This window comes from Rhodobacter aestuarii, assembly GCF_900156655.1.
In the GTDB taxonomy this organism is placed as follows: domain Bacteria; phylum Pseudomonadota; class Alphaproteobacteria; order Rhodobacterales; family Rhodobacteraceae; genus Rhodobacter; species Rhodobacter aestuarii.
On sequence record NZ_FTOG01000007.1, the window covers coordinates 197,641 to 223,492 of the forward strand.

The 25,852-nt window shown below is 60.9% G+C and carries 26 protein-coding genes; 14 read left to right on the forward strand and 12 right to left on the reverse strand.

Features of this window, described 5'->3' with window-relative positions; translation table 11 throughout:
- Nucleotides 1-31: 31 nt before the first annotated feature.
- Nucleotides 32-3,364: a carbamoyl-phosphate synthase large subunit gene (carB, locus tag BW967_RS11595; protein WP_076485229.1), complete on the reverse strand. Its 3,333-nt coding sequence runs from the start codon at nucleotides 3,362-3,364 to the stop codon at nucleotides 32-34.
- Nucleotides 3,365-3,676: 312 nt separating this feature from the next.
- Between carB and aspS the strand changes: the two genes are divergently transcribed.
- A complete protein-coding gene (gene aspS, locus BW967_RS11600) occupies nucleotides 3,677-5,458 on the forward strand; it encodes an aspartate--tRNA ligase (RefSeq protein ID WP_076485304.1) in 1,782 nt (593 codons plus the stop codon).
- Between the two features lie 82 nt (nucleotides 5,459-5,540).
- Here aspS and BW967_RS19030 read toward each other — a convergent pair whose 3' ends face one another.
- Complete coding sequence (locus BW967_RS19030; RefSeq protein ID WP_258223557.1) at nucleotides 5,541-5,675, reverse strand: hypothetical protein; 135 nt, start codon at nucleotides 5,673-5,675, stop codon at nucleotides 5,541-5,543.
- Between the two features lie 134 nt (nucleotides 5,676-5,809).
- Here BW967_RS19030 and BW967_RS11605 point away from each other — a divergent pair, with 134 nt between their 5' ends.
- The gene (locus BW967_RS11605) at nucleotides 5,810-6,526 is read left to right on the forward strand and encodes a GNAT family N-acetyltransferase (protein ID WP_076485230.1); all 717 of its coding nucleotides are present in this window, start codon (nucleotides 5,810-5,812) and stop codon (nucleotides 6,524-6,526) included.
- A gap of 4 nt (nucleotides 6,527-6,530) precedes the next feature.
- Here BW967_RS11605 and BW967_RS11610 read toward each other — a convergent pair whose 3' ends face one another.
- On the reverse strand, nucleotides 6,531-7,235 hold the full coding sequence (locus tag BW967_RS11610) for a response regulator (RefSeq protein ID WP_076485231.1): 705 nt from the start codon (nucleotides 7,233-7,235) through the stop codon (nucleotides 6,531-6,533).
- Between the two features lie 141 nt (nucleotides 7,236-7,376).
- Here BW967_RS11610 and mce point away from each other — a divergent pair, with 141 nt between their 5' ends.
- Nucleotides 7,377-7,781: a methylmalonyl-CoA epimerase gene (gene mce, locus BW967_RS11615; RefSeq protein ID WP_076485232.1), complete on the forward strand. Its 405-nt coding sequence runs from the start codon at nucleotides 7,377-7,379 to the stop codon at nucleotides 7,779-7,781.
- Between the two features lie 18 nt (nucleotides 7,782-7,799).
- On the opposite strand, the gene BW967_RS11620 is transcribed toward mce, so the two are convergent.
- Both BW967_RS11620 and BW967_RS11625 read right to left on the reverse strand, forming a co-directional pair.
- Entirely contained in the window at nucleotides 7,800-8,489 is a 690-nt protein-coding gene (locus BW967_RS11620) for an EI24 domain-containing protein (RefSeq protein ID WP_076485233.1), read from the reverse strand.
- Nucleotides 8,486-9,091 carry a nitroreductase family protein gene (locus BW967_RS11625; RefSeq protein WP_076485234.1) on the reverse strand — a complete coding sequence of 202 codons (606 nt, stop codon included), beginning with the start codon at nucleotides 9,089-9,091 and terminating at the stop codon, nucleotides 8,486-8,488. The genes BW967_RS11620 and BW967_RS11625 overlap by 4 nt, the downstream gene beginning before the upstream one ends.
- A 97-nt stretch (nucleotides 9,092-9,188) precedes the next feature.
- Here BW967_RS11625 and BW967_RS11630 point away from each other — a divergent pair, with 97 nt between their 5' ends.
- The 8 genes from BW967_RS11630 to BW967_RS11665 all read left to right on the forward strand — a co-directional run bounded on the left by BW967_RS11630 (nucleotide 9,189) and on the right by BW967_RS11665 (nucleotide 16,274).
- Nucleotides 9,189-9,437, forward strand: coding sequence for a DUF167 domain-containing protein (locus tag BW967_RS11630; RefSeq protein WP_076485235.1), 249 nt, complete (start codon nucleotides 9,189-9,191; stop codon nucleotides 9,435-9,437).
- Nucleotides 9,438-9,555: 118 nt separating this feature from the next.
- On the forward strand, nucleotides 9,556-10,620 hold the full coding sequence (locus tag BW967_RS11635) for a coiled-coil domain-containing protein (RefSeq protein ID WP_076485236.1): 1,065 nt from the start codon (nucleotides 9,556-9,558) through the stop codon (nucleotides 10,618-10,620).
- The gene (locus BW967_RS11640; protein WP_076485237.1) at nucleotides 10,621-11,745 is read left to right on the forward strand and encodes a hypothetical protein; all 1,125 of its coding nucleotides are present in this window, start codon (nucleotides 10,621-10,623) and stop codon (nucleotides 11,743-11,745) included. It begins immediately after the preceding gene.
- 7 nt (nucleotides 11,746-11,752) lie between these two features.
- Complete coding sequence (locus tag BW967_RS11645) at nucleotides 11,753-13,687, forward strand: AAA family ATPase (RefSeq protein ID WP_076485238.1); 1,935 nt, start codon at nucleotides 11,753-11,755, stop codon at nucleotides 13,685-13,687.
- Nucleotides 13,684-13,989, forward strand: coding sequence for a hypothetical protein (locus tag BW967_RS11650; RefSeq protein WP_108188589.1), 306 nt, complete (start codon nucleotides 13,684-13,686; stop codon nucleotides 13,987-13,989). Before BW967_RS11645 ends, BW967_RS11650 begins: the two co-directional genes overlap by 4 nt.
- A gap of 6 nt (nucleotides 13,990-13,995) precedes the next feature.
- The gene (locus BW967_RS11655) at nucleotides 13,996-15,408 is read left to right on the forward strand and encodes a DUF6638 family protein (protein ID WP_076485240.1); all 1,413 of its coding nucleotides are present in this window, start codon (nucleotides 13,996-13,998) and stop codon (nucleotides 15,406-15,408) included.
- The gene (locus BW967_RS11660; RefSeq protein ID WP_076485241.1) at nucleotides 15,405-15,671 is read left to right on the forward strand and encodes a hypothetical protein; all 267 of its coding nucleotides are present in this window, start codon (nucleotides 15,405-15,407) and stop codon (nucleotides 15,669-15,671) included. Before BW967_RS11655 ends, BW967_RS11660 begins: the two co-directional genes overlap by 4 nt.
- Nucleotides 15,672-15,680: 9 nt before the next feature.
- Complete coding sequence (locus tag BW967_RS11665) at nucleotides 15,681-16,274, forward strand: DUF1523 family protein (protein WP_076485242.1); 594 nt, start codon at nucleotides 15,681-15,683, stop codon at nucleotides 16,272-16,274.
- A 49-nt stretch (nucleotides 16,275-16,323) separates the two neighbouring features.
- Here BW967_RS11665 and BW967_RS11670 read toward each other — a convergent pair whose 3' ends face one another.
- Nucleotides 16,324-18,498 (reverse strand): aldehyde dehydrogenase family protein, encoded by a 2,175-nt coding sequence (locus tag BW967_RS11670; RefSeq protein ID WP_076485243.1) that lies wholly within the window; start codon nucleotides 18,496-18,498, stop codon nucleotides 16,324-16,326.
- 7 nt (nucleotides 18,499-18,505) lie between these two features.
- Nucleotides 18,506-19,459, reverse strand: a complete 954-nt coding sequence (gene deoC, locus BW967_RS11675) for a deoxyribose-phosphate aldolase (RefSeq protein WP_076485244.1) — start codon at nucleotides 19,457-19,459, stop codon at nucleotides 18,506-18,508.
- A 72-nt stretch (nucleotides 19,460-19,531) separates the two neighbouring features.
- Between deoC and BW967_RS11680 the strand changes: the two genes are divergently transcribed.
- Nucleotides 19,532-19,978 (forward strand): hypothetical protein, encoded by a 447-nt coding sequence (locus tag BW967_RS11680; RefSeq protein ID WP_076485245.1) that lies wholly within the window; start codon nucleotides 19,532-19,534, stop codon nucleotides 19,976-19,978.
- Nucleotides 19,979-20,230: 252 nt separating this feature from the next.
- Entirely contained in the window at nucleotides 20,231-20,773 is a 543-nt protein-coding gene (locus BW967_RS11685) for a hypothetical protein (RefSeq protein WP_076485246.1), read from the forward strand.
- A 20-nt stretch (nucleotides 20,774-20,793) separates the two neighbouring features.
- Here BW967_RS11685 and cowN read toward each other — a convergent pair whose 3' ends face one another.
- The 3 genes from cowN to BW967_RS11700 form a co-directional block, all read right to left on the reverse strand.
- A complete protein-coding gene (gene cowN / locus BW967_RS11690) occupies nucleotides 20,794-21,072 on the reverse strand; it encodes a N(2)-fixation sustaining protein CowN (protein ID WP_076485305.1) in 279 nt (92 codons plus the stop codon).
- A gap of 162 nt (nucleotides 21,073-21,234) precedes the next feature.
- Nucleotides 21,235-21,630: a VOC family protein gene (locus BW967_RS11695; protein WP_076485247.1), complete on the reverse strand. Its 396-nt coding sequence runs from the start codon at nucleotides 21,628-21,630 to the stop codon at nucleotides 21,235-21,237.
- Nucleotides 21,631-21,689: 59 nt separating this feature from the next.
- Nucleotides 21,690-22,985 carry an Nramp family divalent metal transporter gene (locus BW967_RS11700; RefSeq protein ID WP_076485248.1) on the reverse strand — a complete coding sequence of 432 codons (1,296 nt, stop codon included), beginning with the start codon at nucleotides 22,983-22,985 and terminating at the stop codon, nucleotides 21,690-21,692.
- A gap of 134 nt (nucleotides 22,986-23,119) precedes the next feature.
- Between BW967_RS11700 and mntR the strand changes: the two genes are divergently transcribed.
- Entirely contained in the window at nucleotides 23,120-23,551 is a 432-nt protein-coding gene (mntR, locus tag BW967_RS11705; RefSeq protein ID WP_076485249.1) for a manganese-binding transcriptional regulator MntR, read from the forward strand.
- Here the strand turns inward: mntR and BW967_RS11710 are convergent.
- Nucleotides 23,548-24,384 carry a TIGR03915 family putative DNA repair protein gene (locus tag BW967_RS11710; RefSeq protein ID WP_076485250.1) on the reverse strand — a complete coding sequence of 279 codons (837 nt, stop codon included), beginning with the start codon at nucleotides 24,382-24,384 and terminating at the stop codon, nucleotides 23,548-23,550. The genes mntR and BW967_RS11710 overlap by 4 nt on opposite strands.
- The gene (locus BW967_RS11715; RefSeq protein ID WP_076485251.1) at nucleotides 24,384-25,613 is read right to left on the reverse strand and encodes a putative DNA modification/repair radical SAM protein; all 1,230 of its coding nucleotides are present in this window, start codon (nucleotides 25,611-25,613) and stop codon (nucleotides 24,384-24,386) included. The genes BW967_RS11710 and BW967_RS11715 overlap by 1 nt, the downstream gene beginning before the upstream one ends.
- Between the last annotated feature and the right edge of the window lie 239 nt (nucleotides 25,614-25,852).

Here is a 25,852-nt window from a genome sequence, read left to right on the forward strand (position 1 = left end):
GCCTTGTGATTTAGCTCGGGTGTATGTCCGCTCAGTCTTGCAGCGAGCGCACGCCAATTTCTCCTTCAGCACGGCTTTTCATCGCCGCGACAGCGGCGACAGAGGCTGCGGCCGTGGTGAAATAGGGGATCTTGTCATAAAGCGCGACGGCGCGGATTTCGCGGCTGTCAGCGATGGCTTGATTGCCCTCGGTCGTGTTCAGCACCAGCCCGATATCGCCATTTTTGAGCCGGTCGACAATGTTCGGGCGGCCTTCATAGACCTTGTTTACGATTTCGGATTCGATACCGCGTTCTTTGAGCCACGCGCCGGTGCCACGAGTGGTCACAAGGCCAAAGCCCATGGCGATCAGATCGCGCGCCGCATCGGCCAGTTCGTCCGATTTGTCAGCATCTTTGATCGAGATAAAGACGCGACCGGATTCGGGCAGATGCGTGCCCGCGCCAAGCTGCGCTTTCAGGAAGGCACGCGGGAAGTTGCGATCCCAGCCCATCACCTCACCGGTGGAGCGCATTTCCGGCCCCAAAAGCGTATCAACGCCGGGGAAGCGCGCAAACGGCAGCACCGCTTCTTTGACCGAGAACCACGGTGTGTTCGGATCCGCCAGCGTCAGCGGGTCGGCAAAGGGCAGCGGCGTTTCCGGGCCGACCCCTTCGGGATAGGGCGCGCGCTCGGGGAAGTTCGCCATCGGTTCGCCCGCCATCAGACGCGCGGCAATCGAGGCAATCGCCGAATCGGTGGCCTTGGCGACAAACGGCACGGTGCGCGAGGCACGCGGGTTCACCTCAAGAACGTAAATCACGCCATCTTTGATCGCGAATTGCACGTTCATCAGGCCGACGACGCCAAGTGCCAGCGCCATCTTCTCGGTCTGCACCTTCAGTTCCGCCACGGTTTCGGGCGAGAGCGAATAGGGGGGCAGCGAACAGGCGCTATCGCCCGAGTGCACGCCGGCTTCCTCGATATGCTGCATGATGCCCGCGACATGGACGGTTTTACCGTCGCTGAGCGCATCCACATCCACTTCAATCGCGCCCGACAGGTAGCTGTCCAAAAGCACGGGGCTATCGCCGGAGACGTTCACGGCGGTGGAGATATAGCGCTTGAGCCCCTCAAGGTCGCGCACAATTTCCATCGCGCGGCCACCGAGCACGTAAGACGGGCGGATCACCAGCGGGTAGCCCACGCGGCCCGCAATCTCAAAGGCCTCAGCGTCCGAGCTGGCGATACCATTGACCGGCTGTTTCAGTTCCAAGTCGTTGAGCAGTTTTTGGAACCGCTCGCGGTCTTCGGCCAGGTCGATGGCGTCCGGCGTGGTGCCCAAAATCGGAATGCCTTCGGCTTCAAGCGCATTGGCGAGTTTCAAGGGCGTCTGGCCGCCGAACTGCACAATCACCCCATGCAGCGTGCCGTTGTCTTGTTCGACGCGCAGAATCTCAAGCACATGCTCCAGCGTCAGCGGTTCGAAATAGAGCCGGTCCGAGGTGTCATAGTCGGTCGAGACCGTCTCGGGGTTGCAGTTGATCATGATCGTTTCAAACCCGGTCTTGGTCAGGGCGAAACAGGCATGGCAGCAGCAATAGTCAAACTCGATCCCTTGGCCGATCCGGTTCGGACCCCCGCCCAAGATCACCACCTTCTTGCGGTCAGACGGGCGGGCTTCGCATTCCACATCGCCCATCGCCGGGGCTTCATAGGTGGAATACATATAGGGCGTTTGCGCCTCAAACTCGGCGGCGCAGGTGTCGATGCGTTTGAACACCGCCGTCACGCCAAGGTTGCGGCGGGCACGGCGCACTTGCGCCTCATCCCGGCCCGTCAGCTTGGCCAGGCGCGCATCGGTGAAGCCCATCATCTTAAGCTTGCGCAGCCCGGTTTCATCGAGCGGCAGACCATGTTTGCGGATCGCGGCCTCGGCCTCGATGATCTCGCGGATGCGGGCAAGGAACCATGGGTCAAACGCGGTGGCGGTGACAATCTCATCGTCCGTCAGCCCGTGGCGCATCGCTTGCGCGATCAGCCGCAGCCGGTCCGGCGTTTGTTGCGAGATCGCCTTAATCACGGCAGCTTTGTCGGGCGCGCCTTCAATGGCGATTTCGTCAAAGCCCGAGAGGCCCGTTTCCATCGAGGCGAGCGCCTTTTGCACCGATTCGTGGAAGGTCCGGCCAATCGCCATCGCCTCGCCGACCGATTTCATCGCGGTGGTGAGTTCGGGCTTGGAGCCGGGGAATTTCTCAAAGGCAAAGCGCGGGATCTTCGTCACGACATAGTCGATGGTCGGCTCGAAGCTGGCGGGCGTCACTTTGGTGATGTCGTTATCAAGTTCGTCGAGCGTGTAGCCGACGGCGAGCTTCGCGGCGATTTTCGCAATCGGGAAGCCGGTGGCTTTCGAGGCGAGCGCCGAAGAACGCGACACGCGCGGGTTCATTTCGATCACGACCATCCGGCCATCGGCGGGGTTGATCGCCCATTGCACGTTCGAACCGCCGGTTTCCACGCCGATCTCGCGCAAAACGGCGATCGAGCCGTTGCGCATGATTTGGTATTCTTTGTCGGTCAGCGTCAGCGCCGGGGCGACGGTGATGCTGTCGCCCGTGTGCACGCCCATCGGGTCCACGTTTTCGATCGAACAAACGATGATCGCGTTATCCGCTTTGTCGCGAACAACCTCCATCTCGTATTCTTTCCAGCCCAAGAGGCTTTCATCGACCAAGATCTGCGCGACCGGCGAAGCATCAAGGCCCGAGCGGCAGATCGCTTCGTAATCATCGCGGTTGTAGGCCACGCCACCGCCGGTGCCACCAAGCGTAAAGGCGGGGCGGATGATCGCGGGCAAGCCGATATGCTCCAGTTCCACCAGTGCTTGCTGCACGCCCGCATTGATGTCGTATTTGCCGTTTTCGAGCTTGGGCGCGGAAATGATCGTGGCTTTCGGGTTTTCCAGCCCGATCCGGTCCATCGCCTCGCGGAACAGCTTCCGGTCTTCGGCCATCTCGATCGCTTCGCGATTCGCGCCAATCAGCTCAACGCCGAATTTTTCCAGCACGCCCATGTCAGCAAGCGCGAGCGAGGTGTTCAGACCCGTTTGCCCGCCCATCGTCGGCAAAAGCGCATCGGGGCGCTCGGCCTCGATGATCTTGGCCACCACTTCGGGGGTGATCGGCTCGATATAGGTCGCATCGGCCATTTCCGGGTCGGTCATGATCGTGGCCGGGTTGGAGTTCACCAAGATGACCCGGTAGCCCTCTTCGCGGAGCGCTTTACAGGCTTGCGCGCCCGAATAGTCAAACTCGCAGGCTTGGCCGATGATGATGGGCCCTGCGCCGATGATGAGGATGGACTTGATGTCGGTTCTCTTCGGCATGGGGACCTCTTGCTATCTGGCGCGACAAAACGCACCGGCCGGACGGGCAGTGCGCAAATTGATGGGGGTTATAGTCACCTTCGGGCGCGGCGCAAGCGTGATTGCGCAGGCTTTGGACGAGTTATTTTCTATGGCTGCTCTTGCACTCTCGCCTTAACGCTGTTGGCTCTTCATGCCGCTGAGGCGCTTATTTCGATAGGGGGTGCCGTTGTCGGGGGGCGAAACGCCTCCTTTTGCGTCGGGCGCTTGACTTTCCGGGGCCAAAGCGCTTGATCAGCGCGACTGATGCCAGCCCGCCGAAAGGGGAGAATGATGCACGCCTACCGCAGCCATACCTGCGCAGATCTGAGCGCCGCCGATGCCGGCAAAGATGTCCGCCTGTCGGGTTGGGTGCACCGGGTGCGCGACCACGGTGGCGTGCTCTTCATCGACTTGCGCGACCATTACGGCATCACGCAGGTGCTGTGCGATGGGGACAGCCCCGCCTTTGCCGCGCTGGAAAAGGTCCGCGCGGAATGGGTGATCCGCATCGACGGCAGCGTGAAGCTGCGCGACGAAAGCCTGATCAACGCCAAAATCCCGACGGGCGAGATTGAAGTCTACGTCCGCGACGTGGAAGTGCTGGGCGCGGTTGAGGGCGATCTGCCGGTGCAAGTGTTCGGTGAACCCGAATACCCCGAAGAAACGCGGCTGACCTATCGCTTCCTCGACCTGCGCCGCGAAAGCCTGCACAACAATATGATGCTGCGCTCGAACGTGGTGCGCTCCTTGCGCAACCGCATGTGGGACACGGGCTTCACCGAGTTCCAAACGCCGATCATCACGGCCTCGAGCCCTGAGGGTGCGCGCGACTTCTTGGTGCCCTCGCGTCTGCATCCGGGCAAATTCTACGCGCTGCCGCAAGCGCCGCAGCAGTTCAAACAGCTGATCATGGTGGCGGGCTTTGACCGCTACTTCCAGATCGCGCCCTGCTTCCGCGACGAGGACCCGCGCGCCGACCGCAGCCCGACCGACTTCTACCAGCTCGACATCGAAATGAGCTTTGTCGAACAAGAAGAAGTCTTTGCGGCTGTGCAGCCGGTGATTCAGGGGCTCTTTGAGGAATTTGGCGGCGGCAAGCGGGTCGATGCCGATTGGCCGCGCATCGCCTATAAAGACGCGCTGATGTGGTATGGTTCGGACAAGCCCGACCTGCGCAACCCGATCAAAATGGCCGATGTGAGCGAGCATTTCCGGGGCTCTGGCTTTGGCATCTTCGCGAAGCTTTTGGAAAACGAAGGCACGGAAGTGCGCGCGATTCCCGCGCCGACGGGTGGCTCGCGCAAATTCTGCGACCGGATGAATGCGTTTGCGCAACAAAACGGCCTGCCGGGGATGGGGTATATCTTCTGGCGCAAGGGCGATGCGGGCGCGATGGAAGCCGCAGGCCCGATCGCCAAGGCCCTTGGCCCCGAGCGCACCGAAGCCATTCGCGCTCAGCTTGATCTGAACGAGGGCGATGCCGTCTTCTTCTTGGGTGGCAAAGCCGAGCAATTCGAAGGCGTGGCGGGCCGCGCCCGCAACGAGATCGGCCGCGAATTGGGCCTGACGGAAACCGACAGCTTCCGCTTTGCGTGGATCGTCGATTTCCCGATGTATGAAAAAGACGACGAAGGCAAAATCGACTTCTCGCACAACCCGTTCTCGATGCCGCAAGGCGGGCTTGAGGCGCTGATGGGCGACCCGCTCAAAGTGCTGGCCTACCAATACGACCTCGCTTGCAACGGCTATGAACTGGTTTCGGGCGGTATTCGGAACCACCGCCCCGATATCATGTTCAAAGCCTTTGAACTGGCGGGCTACCCGAAGGAAGAAGTGGAAAAACGCTTCGGCGGTATGGTCAAGGCGTTCCGCTTTGGCGCGCCCCCCCACGGTGGCTGCGCGGCAGGCATCGACCGGATCGTGATGCTTTTGGCCGACACCGCCAACATCCGTGAAGTGATCATGTTCCCGATGAACCAACGCGCCGAAGATCTGATGATGGGCGCGCCTTCGGAACCGCTGAACGAGCAGCTGCGCGAATTGCGCCTGCGGGTGCTGCCGAAAGAAGACTGATCCGGCAAGCGGAGCAAAAACACAAAGGGCGTCGCGATATGCGGCGCCCTTTTGCTTTGCGTCGGGGAGGTTTGGGGGCCGCTTAGGCGAAAAACGCCGTCCAAGCGGTGCCGCCCACGGCAACGGCCAAGCTCAGCGCGCCAAGGCTGAACACGGTCCAATGAGTGGCTTCGATTAGGCGTTCGTCGTTGATCAGGCGAAGGGCGTGGTCTTTCATCTGCAATCCTCTGGCAGGGGGATGACTGACCATCGCGGCGAAATGCGGCGAGAAAGCGGAAGCAATCGTGCCTTTGCGCGGCAATTGCGCGGGCGCACGGGCTGCGCTAACCTTCTTGAAAACGGGAGGAAATCATGGCGGGCAAGCAGTTCGGGGCGCCAGTGGTCGGGTGGCAGGCACCACGTTTTCCCGATGCCGAGGTGATTGAGGGGCAATGGTGCCGGTTGGAGCGGCTCTCGGAACGCCATGCCGATGCGCTGTTTCGTGCCAATGCCGAGGATGATGCGATCTGGGATTACCTGCCCTATGGGCCTTTTCCGTCCGAGGCGGGCTATATCCGCTGGGTGGCGGAGATGGCGGCCTTAAATGACCCGTTCTTTTATGCCGTGGTCGATCGTGAAACCGGCTTGGCCTCGGGGGTGATGTCTTATTTGCGGATCGTGCCAGAGATGGGCGTGATCGAATTGGGGCATATCAACCTTTCTCCGCGCCTGTCGCGGTCCACCGTGGCAAGCGAGGCGATGATCTTGATGATCGACTGGGCCTTCCGCGTGGGGTATCGGCGATTTGAATGGAAATGCGATGCGCTCAACATTCCGTCGCGCCGGGCGGCGCAACGCTTGGGGCTGAGTTATGAGGGTACCTTCCGCCAAGCGACCATTGTGAAGGGCCGCAACCGGGATACAGCATGGTTTGCCGCGACGGATGGTGATTGGCCAAGCTTGCAAGCCGCCTATGAGGCTTGGCTTGCGCCTGCGAATTTCGATGCGCAGGGACAGCAGCGCGAGCGGCTCTCGGATCTGACGCGGCTGGTGCGCGTGGCGTCAGACCCGGTTTTGGCGCGGCTTTAAGGGTTCAAAAGCCCGACGCAGCCGCCAGGCGCGCCTGCACCAAGCCGGTGAGCTTGGTGATGTCACGGCTGCGGCGCTGGTCGCCCAAAGCCTCTGCCGCGGCTTCAAGGTCTTCATCATGCGAAGACCGCGCGATCCCGGTCAGGAAGTGGGCGACATAGTCAAGCGCGGCACTGTCGGGGCCCGCAGCCAGCACCTCGGCCACATGGCTAAGGTCATCGCGCAGCGCGAGCGGGTCGGGGGAGACGGTTTCATCATCGACCACGCGCAGCCCCAGTGGGCGCTCTTCTGGCGGTAGCACCGAAAGCACGGCTTGCTGGAACATCGCCAACGATTCAAGCGGTTTGGGCATGAACGCATCGGCCCCGGCGGCCAAAGCCTCCGCCTCTTTGCCGGGATCGCCCGAAAGGCCCAAGACGGCAGGGGCACCGTGGCCACCCTGCTTGATTTGGTGGATCAGATCGGCACCGGACCCATCAGGCAGACCCATATCCACAATCACCACACCGGGGCGATAGGTGGCGAGATGCCGATGCGCAGAGCGCAGGCAATCAGCCCGGCGGATGCGCGCACCAGAGCGCAGACATAACAGCCGCACGGCCTCAGAGGCAAAGCGGCTATCTTCCACCAAAAGGACTGTCAGGCCCAGAAGGGGACGTTCCGCCGAAGCGGGACGGGTGGCGAGAAACTTACTCAGATCGTCAGACATTGCGTCACCTTGGCGCAGGAATCGCTACACCATTCATTAAGGGCAACTTTGACTAACGAAGGGTTAACGCAAACGGTAAATCCCACGCTTGCATCGTGCAAATGCCCCCCCTATGCCGAATGAAGCTTTAGGGAGGCCCAAATGATTGGACGTTTGAACCATGTCGCCATTGCCGTGCCCGACCTCGCGGCAGCGGCGGCGCAATATGAAAATACGCTTGGGGCAAAGGTCAACCCGCCGCAAGACGAGCCCGACCACGGCGTGACCGTGGTGTTCATCGAACTGCCCAATACCAAGATTGAACTGCTTTATCCGCTGGGCGAGAACAGCCCGATCCAAGGGTTCTTGGACAAGAACCCCTCGGGCGGCATCCACCATATGTGCTTTGAGGTCGAAGATATTCTGGCCGCGCGCGACAAGCTGAAGGCCGAGGGCGCGCGGGTTCTAGGCACCGGCGAGCCGAAGATCGGCGCGCATGGCAAGCCCGTTCTGTTCCTGCACCCGAAAGATTTCAACGGCTGCCTGATCGAGTTGGAGCAGGTCTAAGCGATAGCGCTGGCGCGGTTAATTCCGCGCCAGCCGATGAAATAGGTGGGTGAAGGCCGCAGCCCCCACCACAGGCACCGCAAGGTTCAAAAGCGGGACCGTCAGCGGCAATGCCATCAGCGCGCCCGCCATCCAGACCGTCACCTTGTTTTGCCCGTAAAGCATGGCGACCTCAGGCCGGCTCATCCGCCGCGCGGCGACCATTTGGAAATATTCCCGCCCGAGCAGGTAGCCGTTGAGCGCAAAGAACAAAAGCGGCGCGAGCGGGCCGACGAAGAAGTAAAGAAACAGCGCCACGAAGTTGGCGAGCAGGACCACGCAGAAAAACCGCAAACTGTCGCCCAAGGTCTCCGCAAGGCTCAAACTGCGCACCTCTGGGAGGCCGGGGTAATGCGCGGTTTCTACGACTTCGGCCACCTCATCCAGAAAGAACCCGGTAAAGACCGAAGCGACCGGGACCATCAGGAAAATGGACGCAATCAGCATCACGCCGATTGAGGCAATCGACAGCGCCGGGTCGATCCAGCCCACCGGGCCGATCCACGGCAGGGTGATCGTGTCGGGGACGAACCAGCTAATGAGCTCAAAAAGCCCAAACCAGACCCCAAACAGCAAGAGCACTGCGAGCCCGATCCCCTTGAGCAAAACCTTCAGCGCGCGGGGGCGGGCTAGATCGGCCCAGCCGCGCAGAAAAACCTCAAAAATCATGCCTCTACCCATGTGGTGATGGCGTCCATATTCGGGCGGGGGCGCTCGGGCGGCTGATGCGCCTCGGTGCCGATATGAATGAGCCCGGCGACCCATTCGCCCGCTTTCAGCCCAAAGGCAGGGCCGGTGAAGCGTTCATCCAACGCAACCCATCCGGTCAGCCAAGAGGCCCCCCAGCCCGCCGCCAGCGCCGCATTCACAAGCTGCATCCCCGCCGCGCCAACAGACAGGGTTTGTTCGATTTGCGGCACCTTATCGGTGGGGCGCGGTACGGCAATCAGCGCGACACACAGCGGGCTTTGCGCGAATTGGTTTACGCCCTTGGCGGCTTTGTCTTCGGGCAGGTTATGGGTGGCCGCAAAAACAGCTGCCTCTTCGGCCAGCCGATCCAGCGCGGCCTTTTCCAGCACCACGAAGCGCCACGGTTCCAGCTTGCCATGATCTGGCACCCGCGCGGCAATTTCCAAGATCTCGCGCAAAGCGGCGCGGTCGGGCGCGGGGGCGGCCAGCATTTTCGGGGGGCGCGAGCGGCGCGTCGCCAAAAAGCTCAGCGCATCTTCATTGCGTTTGGCAGGGTTGATCGTGCCGGGGGGGAAATCCATTTTCGTCCTCCTATTGCGTTTGATATCGGGGGGGCGGGGCGCAATTGCAAGCGTTGGAACGGTTTCGCTTTGCCCGCACCCGCGTTATGAAGCGCGTATGAGCGACCTCAGCCATCTTGCCGTTCCCGGCGCGGAAATCGCGCTGCGGGTGACCCCAAAAGCCTCGCGCAACCAGATCGTTTCGGGGGAGGATGGTCTGCGCGCCTATGTCACCGTGGTGCCCGAAAATGGCAAAGCCAACGCGGCGGTGGTGAAGCTATTGGCCAAAAGCTTGGGTGTGGCGAAGACGCGGCTTACGCTTATTCGCGGCGAAACCGCGCGCGACAAGGTCTTTCGGCTGGATTGACCTTTCGGGGCAGAAAGGCTGGCCCCGCTAAGCCGAATTCGCTACGCTTTTGCCGCAGGGACTTACAATGCCGCTTTGGCATCCCAATTTGTAAAGTGCATTAACATTGGAGGGCCAGATGAGCGGGTTGGACGCACAGATTGCGCAAAGCAAGCAGCAGGTGGCGCAGGCGCAAGCAAAGATTTCAGCGGTGACGGCGAAAATCTCGCAAGCGCGGGCCGAGCCGGGGCAGGCGCTCGATATCGAAAACGCCACCCTTGCCGATGTGCAGGCCCATACCGACGCGATGAACGCCAATATCGCTGAACTCATCATGGGGCTTGATGATGTGACGACCGGCTTTTCAAAGGAATTTGACGGGCTGCGCTCCAAGTCGGGGATGGAAAGCCTTGTGGGTTTTTTCTCCAAAACTAAGGCGGAATCGATGCGGGCGGAGCGGCTGCGCGCGGCCTCGATTGACGCAAAGCTGCAAGATCTGATCGCCAAATCCGATACGATTGTGACCCTGCTTGAGGGGCAACTGGCCGTGCTCAATGAGCAAAAGGGCAAGGTCGAAACGAACCTGAAAGCAACGCTTGATGAGCGTGAAGCCACCGTCGCCGCGCTGGAAAAGACCCGCGCCGAGATTTTGGCGATTGATCCCAAAATCATCGAATTGGAAAACAAGATCGCGGTCGAGCAAGATGCCGCCGCGCGCACCCGGTTGGAAACCGAGCTGGCCGATTTGAACCTGCGTTACAATGCAATGGTGCAAGATGAGCAGGTGCAGCTTGCGAAAAGCCAAACCTTGGAACGCTACATTGAGCAGGGCAAAACATGGGTCGATAGCCTGACCAATCAGGCGGCGACGCAGATGGTACTGATCAACAAGCTGATGACCGACACCAAGCAGCGCGTGGTGCTTTATGATGCGCTGACGAAATCGCTCAAAACCGCGCAGCAACAAGACATTGCTCACCGCATCAATGAGATCGGCGTGAAAACCGATCAAGAGGCGCAAGCGGCGATGGCGGGGATTGGCGCGGCGACCAATCGGCGTATGGCCGAGATGCTGGAAGCCCATGGCGACCAAATGGTCTTTGCCCGCAAGGTTCTGGAAGACAAAGCAAAAGCCGATGAGCGCTTTGCCCGCCGTTTTGCCGCGATTGTCGAGAAACACGATAAAAACCTGTATGGGGGCTAAGTGGTCGAGACCGATCTGACCCGCGATCACAAGCCGCTTGAGGATGAGGCTGCGGCGCGGCGCTATTTTGCGAAATTCGAGCGCATCACCGGGCTGTTGCAAAGCGTGGTGCGCGAGATGGAAGCGGGCGGGAGTTTCGCGCCCTCTGAAAGCGCGGTGCTTGTGGGCTATGCGCAGGCGCTCGCCGCAAGCTTTCGGGCGCTCTCGCTCAAATATCTGATCGCGGGGCGGTTGACGGGCGTGGTGAACCGCCATCTGACGATTGACCTGCATGAAAGCGGTTTTCCTGTTTTTCAGGAAATTCTGACAATGGCAAATGATGCCGCGCAGGCGCAGATGCAGCTTTCGCGGATGGAAAGCGCGGAGGTTCTGAAAGAGCAGATGGTGCAGCGCATCATCGCGCGGCGCGAAGTGCCAACCGATCTGCAATATGCGCTCAGCCAAAGGCTTTATCTGGAGGCTTTGGGGGAGGGCGGCCTTTTCTGGCCGCAAATGCCGCCCGCGTTTGATCATTTGGGCGTGGTTGATGGCCGTGCCCGGCTGCGGTTGCATTGGGCAGTTTACGACAGCACGTTAAACCTGCCGGTGATCTATATTCTTGATCTTGAAGACACGGGCCGCTTGCCGCTTTCGCAAGATGCGGGGCGGCGCGCGCGGCTTGAGGCGCATCTGCTGGCGCAGTCGATCACCGATCTGAAACTGCTCACCATCGCGCGCGGGATTGATGCCGATTTTGACGATCTGCACCCCAAGCGGCTTTTGCGCATCCATCTGGGGCCGATGTATTCGCACGCCTACACGCTGCAAACCGGCCCCATTCGCGAGGTGTTAGAAACCGCGCGCGCGCCAGAAGGCGATGATTGGGCGCTGGCTTGGACGGTGGAGGAATTGGAAAGCGCCCGGGTGGAGTTGGAAAAGGGCTGGTTTTCCGCAACCGAGCGCGAGGTGTTTCAACTCGATCCGCTCAGCCCCGCCGGGGCCGAGCGCGGGGCTACGCGGATGCGCCGCGCGCTGATTTTGCCGCAGCGCCCCTATCAGGCTTTGGCCGAATTGAATCCACCCGGCTTTGCCGATGTGCGCAAATTTGTGGTCGGCGCGGGCGACCGGGTGATTGTTTCACAATGAGGATTTTATGAGCGGACAACGCGACGAAATGGAACTGCGCGAAGAGGCAATCCGCGCGCATTACCCCGCCGCCGAGGCGATGCTGGAGGGGTTTGACCATGTGCCGCGTTTGGCCAAAGCCTCCGCGCCTGTTGGGCAGGAACGCTCTGCGGGCATCACCACCGGCACGCGGCGGTTTCGCTCCACCACGCCGGGCTTGGTGACGCGCCCCACCGCGCGCAGCGAGGGCGTGCGGCTGCTTGAGCGGATCAATGATGCCACGGGCGATGCGCTGCCTACACCCGCCGCTGCGACCGTCGCGCAAGACCTGCGCCGCGCCTTGGCGATTTCTTTGGCGATTGGCGAGAGTTTCTCCGAAGTGACCGGGCTGAAAGAGCTGAAAAAAGCCAATCTTGAAGGCCGCTTGCCGCAACCCCGTCGGGCGGAATTTTCCGAACTTTTGGCTGCAGAAAGCTTTGCCGTTTTGGGTAGTTTCGCCAATGCGCTCGCCTTCTTGCTGGCAGATCAGGCAGGCGAGGCGGTGGTTGAAATTGGGGCCGTGGAAGAGGTGCTGAGCGATAATGCGATCTTGGCGCTGCACGGGGCGCTTTGGGAGTTGGATCAAGACATTGCCACCTTTGCCGAGGATGAAAGCAAGCTGATCGCCACCGTCTTGGCCTTTGCCGAGGAATTGTCGGCCAAGGCGGCTGCGCGCGGGGAAGCCGCGCCGCGGATTGGCGCGTTCACCCGCGCCAATTGGCGGGTGGAGGCCGATGATCTGCCGATTGCAGGTTTTGCGCCGCCCCGCAAGGCGCGCGGCTCCACGCTGGTGATGCAATTCAAACGCCCGCAAGAGGTCGTGGGCAACCATATCGCCAAATATCAGGCGATGCGGCTTGCCAAAATGCTGATGGCCTATGACTTCGAGCGCAAGCTGAACCCCTTTGCGGAACTCGGTGGTTTCATCTTCACTTTCATGGGCGATGGCGCGCCGGGCACGGGGAAAACCACGCTCATTCAAATGATGGCGGGGCTGTTGAACGATTACTGCAAGGTTGCGGGCTATCCGTTCCGCTACCAAAACTTTGGCATCGATAATATCGACAGCTATCAGGGCAAATCGGGTCAAAACGCCAAGGCGTTTATCTCCGAGATTATGGACCCTGCCGTGATCGGTTTTGGCACGGTGGATGACATCGACCAAATTGCGGGCAAACGCGGGGATCGGCAATCCTCGGCGGGGCAGCAAGAAGTTACCGCCGTGTTGATGGAGGCCTTTGCTGGCGCCAATACTGTCGTGCGCGGCAATTGCACTTTTGGCATGTTTTCCAACTTTCCGGAAAATGTGGATGATGCGTTGCGCCAGCGCGCGGGGGCACGCTTCTTAGTAGATGGCCCACAAACCCGCGCAGATTACATTGATATTTTGACGCTGCTTTTGGGCAAGAAACACGCGATCCCGCTTGGCGATCACGACCTTTATGCCGAGCAGGAAATTCAGCGCGCAGTGGCCGAAAGTTTTGCCCGCCACAGCCAGCCTACGGAACCGGGGCTGCAAAGCGTGTTTGCGCAGGTGAGCACCCAGCTTGGTGCCCTTGATACGCTAGAAAAGCTGGGCGCTTACCTTAAAGCGATCCAAGAAGCCGACCCGCGCTTTACCGGTCGCGCGATCAAGAACATCACCGATGCGGTCAAGGTCCGAGCGATGGATTTTGAACTGCCCGATGATTGGATGGAAAACCCCGATATTTTCCTGTTCCAGCCCTATGACCGCAAAGCAGAGATGATCGCGGAATTGCGCCGCCCGATAACGGCAGAGATGGTGGTGCAAGAAATCAACCGCTACGCCGATAGCGAATTCCGCTATGCCGACAAATCCGATGAGGTCGCGATTGAGGGCATGGTCCGCGACATGCAGCGCGCAGAAGAGGCGAAGCGGCGCTATCTGGAGGAAAAACAATGACCATGTTCGCACTCTATTTCGGCCTCGTGGCGCTTTTGGTGGCGTTTTTCCTCTCCCGTGCGGGCTGGGGGAAGATGCTGGTCTTGGTGCCCTTTGGCGCTTTGGTACCCGCCTATTTTGGCACCGGCACCATGTGCGGCGCGGATTTCGTGATCCGCCTCACCGCCGCTGAAAGCTGCACCGTGCCCGGCGCCCCATACGAACTCTTTGCCGCTTATTTTGTGTTCGGGCTTGTGGCTGTTCTGGGGGCGAGTGTGATCGTCAAAAGCGGGCGCGTTCTTTTGGCAAAATTGCGGGGCTAGGAGCCGATGAAACGCCTGATCGACAAGGGGTTGATGTTTGGCAATCTGATCCGGGTGGAAAGCCCGGCGTTGATTGAGCGCTATAACCGCGCCTTGCAAAAGCTGACGGGCAAGACCACCGGGCTTGACGCCTTTCATATCGACATTTCGGGCTACAGCCCCGAGGTGGGCGACGAATTGGGCAATAGCCGCTACCTCAACCCCAATGGCGTCAATCGGCAGTTCATTTTGCTCAGCCCCGAGCAGAAAACCGCGCCGCTTCTGGAGGCGACCTTCTCCACTGAACGCGCGATTTTGCGCGAGTTCATCGAGGCGAATGAAGCGCAGCTTTTCTCGCTCACCGCGCGCGATGCGGTTTTGGGGGAGGTGGAAGATACCGTCTATAGCCTAGAAACCCCCGCGCAGCTCATCGGCCTGCGCTATTTCAATGTGGCCGCCGATACGACCGGCAACCATGTGGCGGAAGCTGAGAAACTGGCTGGGCTGATCACCCGGTTTCGCACCGATCCTGCGGGCTGGTATGACGATGCGCTGATCGGCGAGATGATAACGCTCGCCGATAAAACCGGTGATGTGACGCGCCACCCGGTGAAATTTGGCAAAACCCAATTTGATGCGCCAGATTTTTGGACATCGCATTTTGGTGGTGTTTATCTCTTCCGCACGCCGCGCCATAAAGCGGTGATCGGCATGGGGGAGCTGCTGCAAGGTCTGCCCCATGACATGATCAGCGGCACGGATCGCAATGCGATTGCGCGGTTTTTGGATGTCAACGGCCTTGTCGAACCTATCGTGAAGGCGCGCGGCACCGATGCGGGCGCGATCTTGCGCCAGAAGATGGATTTCATTCTGGTCTCTGCCGCCGCCGAACTGGGCCTTCCTATTGGTGCAGGCGACCGGCGGGCGCTGCGCGGCGTGGCGGGGCAATTGGGCAGTGTGCTGCCGCGTGAATTTGAGGCGCTCGCGGCGCTGTTGCGCTGGGTCGAGGCCGGTGGTGCGTGGCCCGAGATTGACAGCAACCATCCGGCTTATTTCTACACCCTGCGCGCCCGGCCCGGCCCGCTGCGCGATCTGGTGAACCGGCTCTTGGCCGAACTCAGCCCGCTGGATGTGCGGCAATTGTTCATCTGTCACAAAGAGCTTTTCTACCGGCTTTATGCGGGCTGGCCCGAGGTAAAAAAGGCTTGGGTGGCGGAATTTCTCGAAACGGAGTACCAAATCGATAAGGCCGGTGCGCGCAAACGGCTCTTTGGGTCGGAACCGGGCATGGAAGAGGCCACGGAGACAGCCAAGGCACCTGTGCCGGTGCAGGCAGGCCCTTGGGGCAGCCCGCGCAAATCGCCACCGCCCCCGCTGCCCAGCCGTGACCCGATTGATCTCGTCGGCCCTTGGGGGGCCGTGTTGAGGGGGCGGACATGATCGGATTTACCAGACTTCTGCTAATTGAAGCGGCTTTGGCTTTTGTAACCTATTGGGCGCTTCGACTTTACATCACCTCGCGAAAGCGCGAAGCCCTTGAAAACGCTTGGGACCGGGGCGAAGCCGGCGGAGCAATGGAACGCGAACCCTTTATCGACGTTGAGATGGAGGCGTTCAAAAAAAGTTGGGTGCGGCGGGGCCTGTGGCTCGTCGTGCTGGTGCCCTACCTTGTGGTGGGTGCGCTGATCTATTTCGTGAACTGAGAGGCTGCAATGACCTATGTGAAATGGACTTTCTGGACGATCGTTGCGGTGATCGTTGGTGCCTTCCTGCATTACACGCTGCCGCAGCACGATGTGGTGCGGGTGGTGAACACCTACCAAGAACGGCAAGATCTGGGCGACTGGACGCGGATCTTCTGGGCCAGCCCCGAAGATCAATCGTCCACGCTGGTGAACCGCGATGTGCAATTCATCTCGACGGTGACGGCGGATGGCAAACCGGTTGTGTTCCGCAACGAAGATACCGGTTGGGGTTGGCCGCCCTATTTCAAATTTGACACGGCCAACCTGCAAACCGAAGCCGATGACCTGAAATCCTCGCCCGAAAACCCGAAATGGGCGGTGGTGACGCACTACGGCTGGCGCAGTGAGATCTTGTCGATCTTCCCCAATGCCGTGGCGATCCAACCGGTGGAGAGCAAAGACGCCTCGGTGATCCCGTGGTTCAACATCATCTTCCTGACGCTGTTTGGGATGCTGGTGCTGACGATCCGCGCGCTGTGGATTCAGTTCCGCCGCCGCTCAATCGACCCGATGATGGAAGAAGTGGCCGACCGGATCGAAGATGTGACGGATCGGTTCTAAGAACCATTGCCTAAGCGAATGAAGCCGCGCCCCTTGGGGCGCGGTTTTTTCATGCGCCGTAGGGCAGCCAGATGGTTTTGCTTTGGCGCGCTTGGGCAAGGGTTTCGCTGAGCGGTTGCGCGGACCAATCGCGTTCTGTCGGGCACCATGTGGCTTTCAGATTGCCCGCGCTTTGGCGTTCCGCCAAGGCCGCGCCCTCTGCATTGCCCGCGTACCAAAGCGCCGCCACCCCGTCATGGCGGGCAAGCGTTTGAACCCAAGTATCGCGCGGACCGTTGACGAGGGACAGCACGCCGCCCGGCACCCCCGCTTTGGTGAGCATCTGCGCCAGATCCGGCAGGATCTGTGCCAACGAAGGGGCGGAGATCGCGACCACCCGATTGCCCATCGCCAGTGCGGGCAGCACCAGCGCGGCAAAGCCCAAAAGCGGCTGCGTCACCGGGCAGGCGACGCCCAGAACGCCCCAAGGCAAGCTTTGGGCAAGGGCCAAGGTTTTGGGAGCGGGCCGCAGCGCCTCATCTGCCCCGGTTTCGGCATGGGCCGCGCAGCGATAGGCCAAGCGGATCGCTTGCGCCGCCTCTTGTGGGTCATGGCCGAGGCTTTGCAAGCGCTCTGCGATCCGCGCTTGTTGCACCGCAAGCTCTGCGCTAAAGGCGCGCAAGACCTGCGCCCGGTCAGCACCAGTCTTCTGGCTCCAGCCGCCTGCTTTTTCAGCCTGTGCCACCGCCTTGGCAACATCGCTTTCCCCCAGCACGCTTTCCGGGATCATTACCGCCGGGGGCTCTGGCAGGGCAGGCACAGTGCTCGGGGCGAGGTAGGCCGCGAGCCCCGCCTGAGAAACACCGCTTTCGCGCAGACCCTCTTGCGGTGCGCCGGGGGCGCTCAGGTCGCTGCTGTTGATCCAAACAGTGCCGGTTTCGATCTGCGCCGCGATATCGGTTGCGAGCGTGATATTTTCCGACCAGACCGCCGCAGCGCGCCCGAAACGGCTGTTATTGGCAAGCTCCACCGCCTCGGCTGGGGTGCGGAAGCTGGTGAGCGTCGTAGTCGGGCCCAAGGTTTCTGCATCAAAACACGGGTTGGCGGGGAAGACATGAAGGAGCAAGCCGGGGCGGCAAAACTGCCCGTTTTTCGGTAGGTGCACGCTCAAGTTCGGTTGCACCAACTCCGCCCCGGCCTCGACGCCTTGCGCAATACGGGCGCGGATCTCCGCCAAGTGCGACGGGGGCACGGTGATCCCAAGATCTGTGCCCTTGTCGAGCGGATCGCCTATGCGCAGCGTTTCCAGCCGCCGGGTGAGTTTTTGCGTAAAGCGCTCAAGTACCGCTTCGGCGACCAAAAGCCGGGGGCTGCTTTCAAGTGCGGTCACCACGCCTTCGACCGCAGCATCCAGGTCTGCATCGGCAAAAATCAGATGGGGCGGCCTGCCGCCAAGCGCCAAAGCCAAGGCTTTGCCAGACCCCGCCGTAGCAATGCGCAGGGCGCGGCCCGCCTCGGTCGGGCCGGTGAAAGACAGCATCTCGATCTCGGCCTCGGCGAGGGTCTGATCCAGTTCTGCCCCGCCGGTAACAACATTGATCACCCCGGCAGGCAGACCTGCCTCGGCGCAGATCGCCGCAAAGGCGAGCGCGGTCAGCGGGGCTTCTGCGGCGGGTTTCAAAACGAGTGTATTTCCTGCGGCAAGCGCTGGGGCCACTTTTGCGGCCAAGGTCACAAAGGCGCGCTGCACGGGCAAGATGATCCCCACAATGCCATGTGGCGCGCGACCGGGGAAGGTCTCGTCCAGAAGTTCGGCGCGGTGGGCGAAATGGGTGAACTGCGCAATCGCCTCCGGCACGTCGGTCGCAGTGGTGGTGTGGATCGCGCGCCCGCTCTCTCGCGTTGCAAGTTGGGCGAGCACCTCTTGTCGTTTGCGCAAAAGGGCGGCGAGCTTGGTAAGATGCTCGGCGCGCTCATGCGGAGGGAGGGCGGCCCAACCTGGGGCGGCCGCACGGGCGGAGGCGACAGCGCGCGTCACGTCATCGGCGCTGCCTTCGGCCACCTGTGCAAGCTCTTTGCCGGTTGCGGGGTATGGCAAAGCTTGACCATTCGCCGCTTCGGTGAAAGCTCCCCCGATAAAATGGCCTAGGGGGCTATGCGCCTTAAGCCAGTCCTGCGCGGGCCGGTCGCTTACGGGGGCGGCGCCATAGTCCATCATCTCAAGGATCTCGGTCACGGAAGGCATCTTTCCCTCAGGCAATTGCGTGGCGGTGGCTGGCGGCAAGGCGCCCGGTGACATGCTGGCTTAGCGCCAATTCGATATTGCCCAGCATCGACGAGGCCCCAAGCCGGAACAAGTCAGGCTGAAGCCAGTCATTGCCGAGTTCTTCCTTCATCAAGATCTGCCAATTCAGGGCATCTTGTGCCGTTTTCATCCCGCCTGCGGGTTTGAAGCCCACGCGCGCCCCCGTGCGGTCCCCATAATCGCGAAGCGCCCGCACCATCGTGAGCGAGACGGGCAGGGTGGCATTCACCGCTTCTTTCCCGGTCGATGTCTTGATGAAATCGGCCCCCGCCTGCATCGCCACCATCGAGGCTTTATAGACATTCGTCAGCGTTTGCAGATCGCCCGTCGCCAAGATCGCTTTCATATGCGCGTCGCCGCAGGCGTCTCGCATCGCAGCGATTTCATCGTAAAGCGCCGCCCATTCACCGCGCAAAACATGGGCGCGGGTGATCACGATGTCGATCTCGGCGGCACCTTCTGCGACAGCATAGTTAATTTCTTGTAACCTTAAGGCTAGGGGCATTAACCCCGATGGAAAGCCTGTCGCCACGGAAGCGACTGGAATGCCTGACCCATCGAGCGCGCGCACTGCCGAACGAACCATGGTAGGGTAAACGCAGACGGCGCCAGTCGTCAGATGGTCCAGCCCCAACGCACAAAGGATAGGCTCGGCAATCGGACGGCGGGCCTTGGCACAAAGTCGTGCCACCCGTGCCTCGGTGTCGTCGCCCGCAAGCGTGGTTAGGTCCATGCACCGGATCGCATTGACGAGCCAAGCGGCCTGCCATGTCCCTTTGAGGGGCCTGTTGGCGGTCAGCTTTATGGCGCGTTCTTCGGCTGCGGGGGTGTTAACGGCCACGTCCTCGAGCCACGAGGGGGTAAGGGCGGTGCCGGGGTTACGAGTTTGGGGGTGCGTCATGGCCGACCTGTGCTTGTGTGCGGGCAGGCTAGCCGTTGCGGCGGGTGGCTTCAACGGGGATGCCTTCGGCATGTGTCTGCCGACCCATGGGTTCACAAATCGAAAGTTGGGGAAAACTACGCCAAAGGCATTGCGGCTTGCCCGGAATTGCGGTTGGTGGGATCGTTCGAGGTGACGATGACCGTGATGTCTTTGCGAATCGAGGAACGGGTGGCGTTTGCCATCGAGCGTTTGATGCGCAGCGATGACGCATGGCGTAGCCTTGTGCGGGACATGGTGGAGCGCTGGCCCGACGAACCGCCACTGGAACTGGGTTTTGCGCTGGTCTCGGCAGCTTCGGCGATTGAAAGCTCTTTCACGAAATCAAGCCCGGTGCGCGATGCCGCGATGCAAGGGTATCGCTTGGCGGCGCTGATCTCGATGGATGTCTATGCGATGGAACTGCTGGGCATGCCCTGTAAGAAGGCGCGTGATTTGATCGCCTATTGGGATATCGACCCGTTCTTCGCGCGTCTGTAACCCTCAACTGCGTCCACGGGCGCGCGAACCTATTCAAATGATTGGTGAAAGGCACGGGGCGCCTTTGCGCCCTTTGTGTTGCTGTGACTGCAGTCACATGGATTCATCTCAATTTTGAAGTGAAGAGAGCGCCGTTTCCGGCTGCTGCTCACCAGCCGTTAACAGAGATTGTGTTTCCTGTTCGTTGGGTCGTCGGGCGCAGGTGGATCAAAGGCCACGCCCCGGCGTTTGTGGAACGAAGGGGTAAACCTCATGCAAGGACAGGCGCAGAGCCTGTGCAGGCGGCTGCGTGTGTATGTTGCGCGGTCGCTACGGGCAGTTGTTATTTTCGGGCTTGTCGGTGTGATTGCCAATCCTGCGCAATCTCAAGACATCCTCTGGACCGCCAGCAGCAGCACCTTGGTCGTGCGCTCTGACTGGGGCGGCTATCTTGCCAAGCGTCGCCGCGAGATCGACACCTTGCGCGCCTCGGGCACGCGGGTTGAATTGCGCGGCACCTGCATCTCGGCTTGCACAATGTATCTAAGCTTGCCGAATGTCTGTGTCGCGCCCACCGCTGTGTTCGGTTTTCATGGGCCAAGCCGCAGTGGCACGCCGCTGCCACGCGAGAAGTTCGACTATTGGTCAGAGATCATGGCAAGCGGTTATCGCGAGCCCTTGCGCTCTTGGTACATGAGCACCGGGCGCCACACGATTGTTGGCTATTACGAGGTCACAGGCACGCGGTTAATCGAGATGGGCTATCCGCCTTGCGAAACGGATCGCGCCCCGCGCAAGGCGGGGCGCCGGTTTTGACTGCGCGCTAAGCCCGCAAATCAGCAGCAGTGATATTCGAGGTGGTGAAGCAGGACGAGCGCCTCTTCGTCGTCTTCCTCTTCGAAGAAGCTCATCAGCGCATTCACCTGCGCACCGACGAAGCGCAGCATGTCGTGGCCCATGCGCGTATTCTCGGCCAGTTTTTTCTCGAAATAGCCCACCCAAGGCGAGTCATTCCCCGCCATTCGAGCTTGCAGCATCTGATAAAGCCGGTCGGCCTTGGCATCGCAATCGAGGCCAAGGAAGGTCACATAACGGTCGGGCGTCTCGTCGTTCATCTTCATAGTCCTGTCTGTCTTTTGCCTGACTGTCGTTTGTGCGACAGCACAGGCATGCATTCTGTCAGGTCCGCGACAGTTCCAGCACAATAGCCGGGCTGCCCCGCCCTCCCCGCAAAATTGCAGCAAAAAGCGCGCCAGCCGTGCCCGATGTTCAAGCGCTTAGAGGTAACGCCCGCCGCGTTCGAGCACCTCGATCTGGTAGCCGTCCGGGTCGGCAATAAAGAAGAACCGCGCGATCACGGTGCCAGCGGGCGCAAAATCAACAATCTTGCGCGGGGCGAGGCCCGCCGCTTCCAGCCGCGCATGTTCCGCCGCCACATCGGGCACTGATACCGCCAAATGCCCGTAGCCATCGCCCAGATCATAGGGCGTTTCGCGGCCCTTGTTCACGGTCAGTTCAAGCTCAAAGGTGCTCTCGTCATTGGAAAGGTAAACCAGCGTGAATTCGGGAAAGTCGAGCCGATCCGCGACCTTCAGCCCAAAGGCGGTTTGGTAAAAGGCAAGTGAGCGCGCTTCATCCAGAACGCGGATCATTGAGTGGATCATTTTGGCCATGCTGCCCTCCGTTTTGTCCGAGCCTTACAAGGCTTGCGGGTGGGCGCAAGGGTGGGGCGTTATTCAAGGAACGGCATGGCAATCCCGAAAGCGCCCGCCAAAAGCACAAAGTTCAGCCCGAGCACCAGCGCGGCGCCGAGCCCGGCCAGGGCTTGAATATACTGGCGCGGCACAAAAGCGCCCATGACCTCGGGCTTGCGAATGAGCCACAAGAGCGCCAGCATCGGTACGGGAAGCGCGATCGACAAAACGACTTGGCTCATCACCAGCGCTTGTGTGGCATTCGCCCCCCAAGCCACCACCGCAAACGCGGGCAGCATCGTCACCGCGCGGCGTAGCCACAGCGGAATAGTGATCCGCAAGAAGCCCTGCATGATCAACTGCCCCGCCATCGTCCCCACCACGGAAGACGAGATCCCAGAGGCGATCAGCGAGATCAAAAACGCCCCTGCCGCCGCTGCGCCCAAAAGCGGCGTCAGCATGTGATAGGCGGTTTCAATCTCGGCCACTTCCGCATGGCCACGATGGAAGGCAGAGGCCGCCATGATCACCATTGCCATATTGATCAGCCCCGCCACCGCCAGCGCGACGATTACCTCAATGTTGGAAATCCGCAGCACGCGGCGGCGCTCGTCATCATTGCGCAACACTGCGCGGCCCTGCGTCAGTCCCGAGTGCAGAAAAATCGCATGCGGCATCACGGTCGCGCCAATGATCCCCACCGCAATCGTCAGTGCCCCGGCATCGGGCAGGTCCGGGGAAACAAGGCCAAGGCCCGCCGCCGTCCAATCCACCGGCGCAATCAGGATTTCTGCCAAATAGCAAAGACCAATCAAGCCAACGAGTGTGCCAATGGCAATTTCCATCGGGCGAAAGCCGCGCGCTTCCATCAGCAAAATCGCATAGGTGATGATTGCCGTGATCACCATGCCCCAGATCAGCGGAATGCCCAGCAGCAGCGAAAGACCAATGGCCCCGCCGAGAAATTCCGCCAAATCCGTGGCCATCGCGGCGATCTCAGAGATGAACCACATCACATAAACCAGCGGGCGGGGCAGGTGATCGCGGCTCAACTCTGCCAAGTTGCGCCCGGTCACAATGCCCAAGCGCGCCGAAAGCGCCTGAAACAGCATCGCAATCAGGTTCGCCATCAACACGACCCACAACAGCGCATAGCCATAGCCCGCGCCCGCTTGGATGTTTGTCGCGTAATTGCCCGGGTCCATATAGGCGACCGAGGCAATCACCGCCGGGCCCACAAAGGCCAGCATCGCCAACGGGCCGCGCCGCTCGCCGCTGATCACGGCGGACATCGTGGCGCGGGTGCGCCCGGTCAGTGAGCGGTCATTCTGCATTGCGGCACTCCCGTTGTCTTGACCTTGATTTATAGCCCTGGCTACATTTCTGTCAAACAGCACGGAAACGCAGTTTTGTGAACGATTTGCAAAACCCGGGCAAAACTGCCAAAACCAAGCCGGGAGGACGGCAGATGAGCGACAACACCGCAGACGAGGGGCAAGTTCCCACGCCCGAGCGCTTTACCCAAGCGCGCGCGGCGCAAAGCATGGCGGTGCTTGAAGACTATGCCGAGATGATCGACGATCTGGCCCAAGAAATGGGCGAGGCGCGCATCACCGATATTGCCGCGCGCATGGGCGTGACCCATCCGACCGCGACCAAAGCCGTGGCGCGGCTCAAGCGCGAGGGCCTCGCTGTGTCGCGCCCCTATCGCGGGGTGTTCCTAACAGAAGAGGGGGCCGCCTTGGCGGCACGGGTGCGGATGCGCCACCGGGTTGTGGTGGATCTGCTCGTGGCTGTTGGGGTGCCGCAAGAGACCGCTGAAATTGATGCCGAAGGGTTGGAGCACCACGTCTCTGATGTGACGCTTAAAGCGTTTGAGGCGTTTTTGGCCCGCCGCTAATCTTTGATGCGCTGAGCGGCAATCGCACTTAGTCGTTTTTGTAAACGTGGATCGGGCATCTGTGCCTCAGCCTCCCGCATCGCTGCCACCCGCGCGGGCGCCGAGCGGATCAACTCCGGGATCAAATCCGCCTCGGGCAGGTTTTTCCAATATTTGCGCGGCATGTTCGATTGCATCGCCTGCACCATCAACCGCGCCGGGTTGAAGATATTGGCAAAATAGACTCGCCAAAGATGCTCGGTTGCATCCGCAGGCGGGGGCCTCGTGTCACAGGTTTCAGAAATTTGCATCTCGCCACATTCAAAGCGTGCGGTCAGTGTGGGCGTGGCGATCAGCCAATCCATATCGCCAAAGCGGCGCGCAAAAAACGGCGCGCCTGCCTCTAGAATGTGGTGATCGGGCTCAAACCACGCGGCAAAGGCGCGCCGGTTCGCGCCCGGTGGCGTCACCTCGCGAAAGCGCACAAAGGCATGCATCTTGTGAATGTCGCGCCGCACGGCTTTTTCTTGGTCAAGCACGCGGCGCATCATTGGGTCAGATCGGTCGCCCCAGCGCAGCTCCCGTCGCGAAAGCCGCAACACCAGCGCATAGGCGCGCGCAAACCGTTCCGGGTCGGAATGCATCAAAGCGGTTTCAAGCCCCTCCACCGCCACGCGTGGCAGGGTCAGCGCGACCGCGCCCGCCGCTGTGGGTAGGGCAGCGGCAAACAAATCCGGGGCGGCGGTGCCGACCGACCAAATCACCGCCTCGGGGGCAACGCCCGCTGCCGCCAAGCGCCGCGCTTCCTTGCGCCATGCGGCGACGGTGCCGATCCGGGGCAGCACCACCTGCATCAGAAAAGGCTCAACTGTTCGGGCGGCGGGGCAAAGCGCGCGCGCAGGTTCGCATCATCTGGCAGGCCACGCGGCGACCAGCCGGGTAGGGTGATGAATGGCTCTGCATTACGGATCACGCAGCCAATCGCGACCAAATCTTCATAGCGCAGGGTGCGATAGCGCCGCGCTTTCAAAATCCGCTCCACGCTACGGGTGCCAATCCCCGGCACGCGCAAAAGCATTTCACGCGGCGCACGGTTCACATCCAGCGGGAAGTGCTGCCGGTTCGCCAAGGCCCAAGCCAGCTTCGGGTCAATTTCCAGATCAAGGTTCTTGCCCGGCGCGGCAATCTCGGGCGCGTCAAACCCATAGTTCCGCATCAGCCAATCGGCTTGATAAAGCCGATGCTCGCGCACCAAGGGCGGGCGGATCAGCGGCAGCATTTTGGACGCATCCGGGATTGGTGAAAACGCCGAATAATAGACACGGCGCAAAGCATAATCGCCATAAAGCCGGGCGGAGCGGTGCAAAATCTCCCCGTCGCTTGCGGGGTCGGCGCCAATGATCATTTGCGTCGATTGCCCGGCTGGCGCAAAGCGTGGCGCGCGGGTGCCGCGTTTGGTGCGGTCTTTTGCGGCTTCGCCACGCGCTTTCACCTCGGCCATTGCGCCGTGGATCGTGTGCACGGATTTCTCGGGCGCCAAACTGCTCAGCGCGTCTTCGGTCGGCAGTTCCACATTGATCGACAGCCGATCCGCCCATTTTCCCGCCTCGGCAATCAGTTCGGGCGCGGCATCGGGAATGGTTTTCAGGTGGATATAGCCGCGAAAATGCTCCCGCTCGCGCAAGGTGCGGGCAACGCGCACCATATCGGCCATTGTCTCATCCGGCGAACGGATGATGCCGGATGAGAGAAACAACCCCTCAATATAGTTGCGCCGGTAAAACTCGAGCGTCAGCGTCACAACCTCTTCCACAGTGAAGCGCGCGCGCTCCACCCCGCTGGAGGCGCGGTTGATGCAATAGGCGCAGTCGTAAATGCAGAAATTCGTCAGCAGGATTTTCAAAAGCGAAATGCACCGCCCATCCGGCGCCCAAGCGTGGCAGATGCCCGCCCCCGTCGTCGAACCAAGGCTTTTGCCCGCACGCGAATTGCGCCGCTCGCCCCCCGACGAGGCGCAGGAGGCATCATATTTCGCAGCATCAGCAAGGATCGCGAGTTTTTCTGAAAGCGCTTTCTGGGCCATTTGTTCATATTATGTTCTTGCCCCTTTTCGCGCAAGACGGTGCGTGTCGCAGGCTCCGTTTAAGGAAAAAACAACGGTGTCGCCCTAATCATGCTGCCAATCCGCCTCGATGCCGGGGCTCCCTCATAGGTTCTTCATGCGCCTTGCTCGTCAGATGATGTCCAGATCCAGATGCGCAGGCGCAGCGGAATGCTGCGAGGGTCTCATGTTAACTAGTCTTCTCTAGAACAGCGATACGC